Annotated in this window: 2 protein-coding genes; both read right to left on the reverse strand. The window is 49.2% G+C overall.

Translation table 11 applies throughout. The features are described from left to right. Window positions 1-467: 467 nt before the first annotated feature. On the reverse strand, window positions 468-2264 hold the full coding sequence (locus HMPREF2626_RS04645) for an ABC transporter ATP-binding protein (protein WP_070618112.1): 1797 nt from the start codon (window positions 2262-2264) through the stop codon (window positions 468-470). Continuing rightward, complete coding sequence (locus HMPREF2626_RS04650; RefSeq protein ID WP_070618115.1) at window positions 2261-3991, reverse strand: ABC transporter ATP-binding protein; 1731 nt, start codon at window positions 3989-3991, stop codon at window positions 2261-2263. Before HMPREF2626_RS04650 ends, HMPREF2626_RS04645 begins: the two co-directional genes overlap by 4 nt. Window positions 3992-4329: the final 338 nt, after the last annotated feature.

Here is a 4329-nt window from a genome sequence, read left to right on the forward strand (position 1 = left end):
AGTCACGCCCTTTCTGCCTTTGCGAACCCGACTAAACAGGGTGTGAGGGCTGGCGGGAGAAAGAGACCTCTGGAGCCAAAAACCAAAGAAGACTGTAAGTCTTCGGCGGATTTTGGTGAAGAGGAGCTATTTCTGCCAGACCGAATCCTACTAAAGGACCAACAAGCTAGCAAGACCCTTGCTAGCTTGTTTTTATTATGGGGGAGCCCAGTCAGCTTAGTCGCTAACGGAAGGCTCATTCACAAGTTGGCAGACACACAGGGACTCTATTAAATGAACAGCGCCAACAAGCAAACCATCCCTCTAAGCACAAACCGGCAAGCCGACTGCAACAGCGAAAGAGCAGCTCACCTCCACCATTTATTAAAGAAGACAAACTAAAAAGCTCCGAATCCAAGCCAATCACATCTTGGAATTCGAAGCTTTTTTCTTTTTATAGGGGGTACGACTTTAAACGCATACTCCCCCTAGTAACCCATATGAATCTCCGTCGCGGTTTCTTCATTGAACTGACTGTTATAGAGATCAGCATAGAAGCCACCCTTGGCCAGGAGTTCATCGTGGGTGCCGTGTTCGATAATATCCCCCTGCTGCATCACGAGAATCATGTCAGCATTGCGGATAGTGGACAAGCGGTGGGCGATAACGAAGGAGGTCCGCCCCTGCATAATCTTATCCATAGCCTCTTGGATCAATTGTTCCAAGCGGGTATCGACGGAGGAGGTAGCCTCATCGAGGATCAGAATATTCGGATCCGCAATCACCGCCCGGGCGATGGTCATCAACTGCTTCTGACCGAGCGAAACGTTAGAGGCTTCTTCGTTAATTTCCATCTGATAGCCGCCCGGCAAGGTTTGGATAAAGTGGTCCACATTGGCCACCTTAGCCGCTTCAATCACCTCATAGTCGCCCGCTTCCAAGTTCCCGAAACGGATATTCTCCATCACGGTATCATTGAAGAGCCAAGCATCCTGGAGAACCATGCCAAAGTTTCGGCGCAGGTCTTCACGGGAAACATCCTGGATATTCACCCCGTCCAGTTCAATGCTGCCGCCATCAATATCATAGAAGCGCATCAAGAGGTTGATCAGGGTCGTCTTCCCAGCACCGGTCGGCCCAACCACGGCAATCATTTGCCCCGGTTGCACTTCGAAGTTCACGTCTTTCATCAGTGGGTTCTCAGAATCATAACCGAAGCGGACATGGTTGAAACGCACATGCCCTTTAACTGGCCGAGGCAGGGTCTGGCCTTCGCTAGCTGAGCTGATTTCTTCCTCATCCAGGAAGCCAAAAATCCGTCCTCCCGCTGCGAAGGCGCTTTGGATCAAGCCAGACAATTCGGTAATCTGGTTAATCGGCTGGTTAATCTGCCACACATAATTCAGGAAGGCTTGGAGGTTACCAACGGTCAGTACCCCCTGGAAACTCTTCAACGAACCGAATAAGGTAATAACAATATAGGAAATATTGGAGATAAAGCTGAGCAAGGGTTGGAGAATGGTGGACAAGAAACTTGATTTAAAGCCAATATCGCGCAATTGCTTGTTGCGTTTTTTGAATTCCTCAATCGATTCTGCCTGGCGGTTGTAGACCTTGATTTCAGTAAAACCAGATAAGTTTTCTTGGGTATAACCAAAGAGATGGCCCAAAGCATCTGCCTGTTCCTTAAAGATGGGTTGAGAGTAATGAATCACCCGCCGTGCCACCAAATAGCTGACCGGTAACATGACCAAGCTGATCAAGGCCAATTGCCAGTCAAGGAGTAGCATGGAAATCACGGCTAAAGAGATTTGCAAGACCCCAATAAAGAGCTGCATGGCGGACTGCTGCATGGCATTGGAAATCGCGTCCACGTCATTGGTCATCCGGCTTAGGATATCCCCGGTTTGGTTCTGGTCGAAATAAGCCACCGGTAGACGGTTGGCCTTACGCGAGATATCCTGGCGCAGATCGTACATAGCATCCTGGGTGGCATTGGTCAGGAAATAAATGCCCAGGTATTGGCCCGCTTGGAAGAAGAGCCCCCGTACCAGGTAAATGGCTAGGATCCGAATCAAGTAAGGGAAGTTGATCCCTGCTCCAGGGACCCCCTTGACCATATCCATCACATTGTTGGCTACTTCTGTAATCGCTAAGCCGAGGACAAAGGGTTCTAAAGCATTGGCGACAGACATCACGACAGTGGCGAAAATCGCCAGGTAGAATTGTAAGCGATAGGGCCGCAGATAGGTCCAAATACGCTTCATGAGTTCACTAGATTTCATCGAGCCAATTCCTCCTCACTAAGTTGGGATGAGGCAATATCGTAATAGAGCGGGGAGGTCTTCAGAAGTTCCTCGTGGGTGCCTCGTGCCGCAATCTCCCCGTGGTCGAGCACAATAATCTGGTCCGCATGCATGATCGTCCCCACACGCTGGGCCACAATAATAGTGGTCGCTCCCTTGGTCTCTTCCTTGAGGGCTTGGCGGACAGCCGCATCGGTCTTATAGTCGAGAGCGGAGAAGGAATCGTCAAAGATATAAATCTCCCGTCCCCCGATAATGGACCGGGCAATAGACAAGCGTTGCTTCTGTCCACCTGATAAGTTACTCCCGCCCTCAGACAGCTGGGTATGGTAGCGAGTCTCTAAGCGCTCGATAAATTCACGGGCCTGGGCAATGGAGGTTGCTTCATCCATATCATATTCCGTCGCATCAGCCTTGCCGTAGCGTAAGTTGTCGGCAATCTCCCCCGTGAATAAGTTAGCCTTCTGCGGGGTAAAGCCAATCTTGTCCCTCAAGACAGCCAGGTCCAAGTCTCTAACGTCTACCCCATCAACCAGGATAGCCCCCTTGGTCACATCGTAGAAACGTGGAATCAACTTGACAATGGTTGATTTCCCTGAACCTGTTGATCCGATAAAGGCCACCGTTTCCCCTGCCTTGGAGCTAAAGGAAATATCTCTCAAGACCGGCTCTCTAGCATCCGGATAAGCAAAGTCCACATGACGGAACTCCAAGCGCCCGCTGCCATCGGTCTCCATCACAGGCTGGTCAGGATTTTCAACCGTAATCGGCGTGTCCAAGACTTCCTGGAGGCGGCCAGCCGACACCACCGCCCGCGGATACATCATATAAATATTGGCAAAAAGCATGAGGGAAATCAAGATATGGAAGGCATACTCGATGAAGGCAAAGAGATTCCCCACCTGGAGCTGGCCATGTTCAATATAACGCGACCCCACCAACATAATCATAATAATCGTAACATTAATGAGGAAACTGAAGATAGAAGGGGTCACCGCCACTAACTTGAAGAGCTTCTTGGTCAGCCCTTTATAGAGGCTGGCCACCTTGGCGAAACGCTTCTCAAAATAGCCTTGGCGGTTGAATGCCCGCACGACCCGAGTCCCTGTAATGTTCTCCCGCAAGCTCTGGTTGATCTGATCCAAACTCGCCTGCTGGTCTTCCGAGATAGGCAGAGTCAGTTTGGACATAAAGAGGACCAAGAGTAGGATAATCGGCACAATGGGGATAATATAAGCCCCTAATGCCGGCGAAATGGTCGTAATCATAAAGATCGATGCCGCAATCATCAAGGGCGATGTCATCCCAGTCCGCAACATAATTTGCGTAAACTGCAAGAGAATAAAGGCATCCGTTGTAATTCGTGTCGTTAACGACGGCACCCCAAGTTCTTGGAATTCATGGTGCGACAGTGACTGCATCTTCGCATAGACATCATTGCGGATCTTCATGGTCATATCGTTGACGATCTTACTAATAAAGTAAGACGCCATCAACTGGCCCACTACCCCAACTAAGGCAAAGACCACCATATAGGCCATATAACGGTAAAAGACAGACATATTGCCTGCCACAATGGCGTGGTCAATAATAAAAGCGACCATGGTTGGTAGGCCTAGAGTCACCGCTACAAAAGCAGCCATGCCTAGAAACAACATCAATAAGTCGCCAGGATATTTCTTCAGATATTTCCAAATAAACTTCAAAGCGCAACACCCCTCCATTTATAAATAATCATGGAGCCATCAACATTAGCTCGCCTAGTCATTATAGGGGCTTACCAGCAAAAGTTCAAGCTTGCCTACTCAAAAAATCCTGAAGCTTTACCACATCGTATGAGTGAGCATCTCTTACGCTTTTGAAGCTGATCCTTAAATGTTTAGAGGCAACTGCTTACACCCTGTAGTCAGGCTCAGGCTAGCAGAAATAGTTTCTCTTCACCAAAATCCGCCGAAGTCTTCCAGACTTCTCTGTTTTTTGGCTCCAGAGGTCTATTTCTAACCGCGCGCTCTCACACCCTAGTCGGGTTCGCAAAGGCAGAAAG

This window comes from Aerococcus sp. HMSC062A02, assembly GCF_001809535.1.
Classification (GTDB): domain Bacteria; phylum Bacillota; class Bacilli; order Lactobacillales; family Aerococcaceae; genus Aerococcus.

What these genes read in the sequence shown, in the direction of transcription:
- HMPREF2626_RS04645 (WP_070618112.1), bottom strand. Translation starts at nt 2,264, where the DNA reads ATGAAATCTAGTGAACTCATGAAGCGTATTTGGACCTATCTGCGGCCC.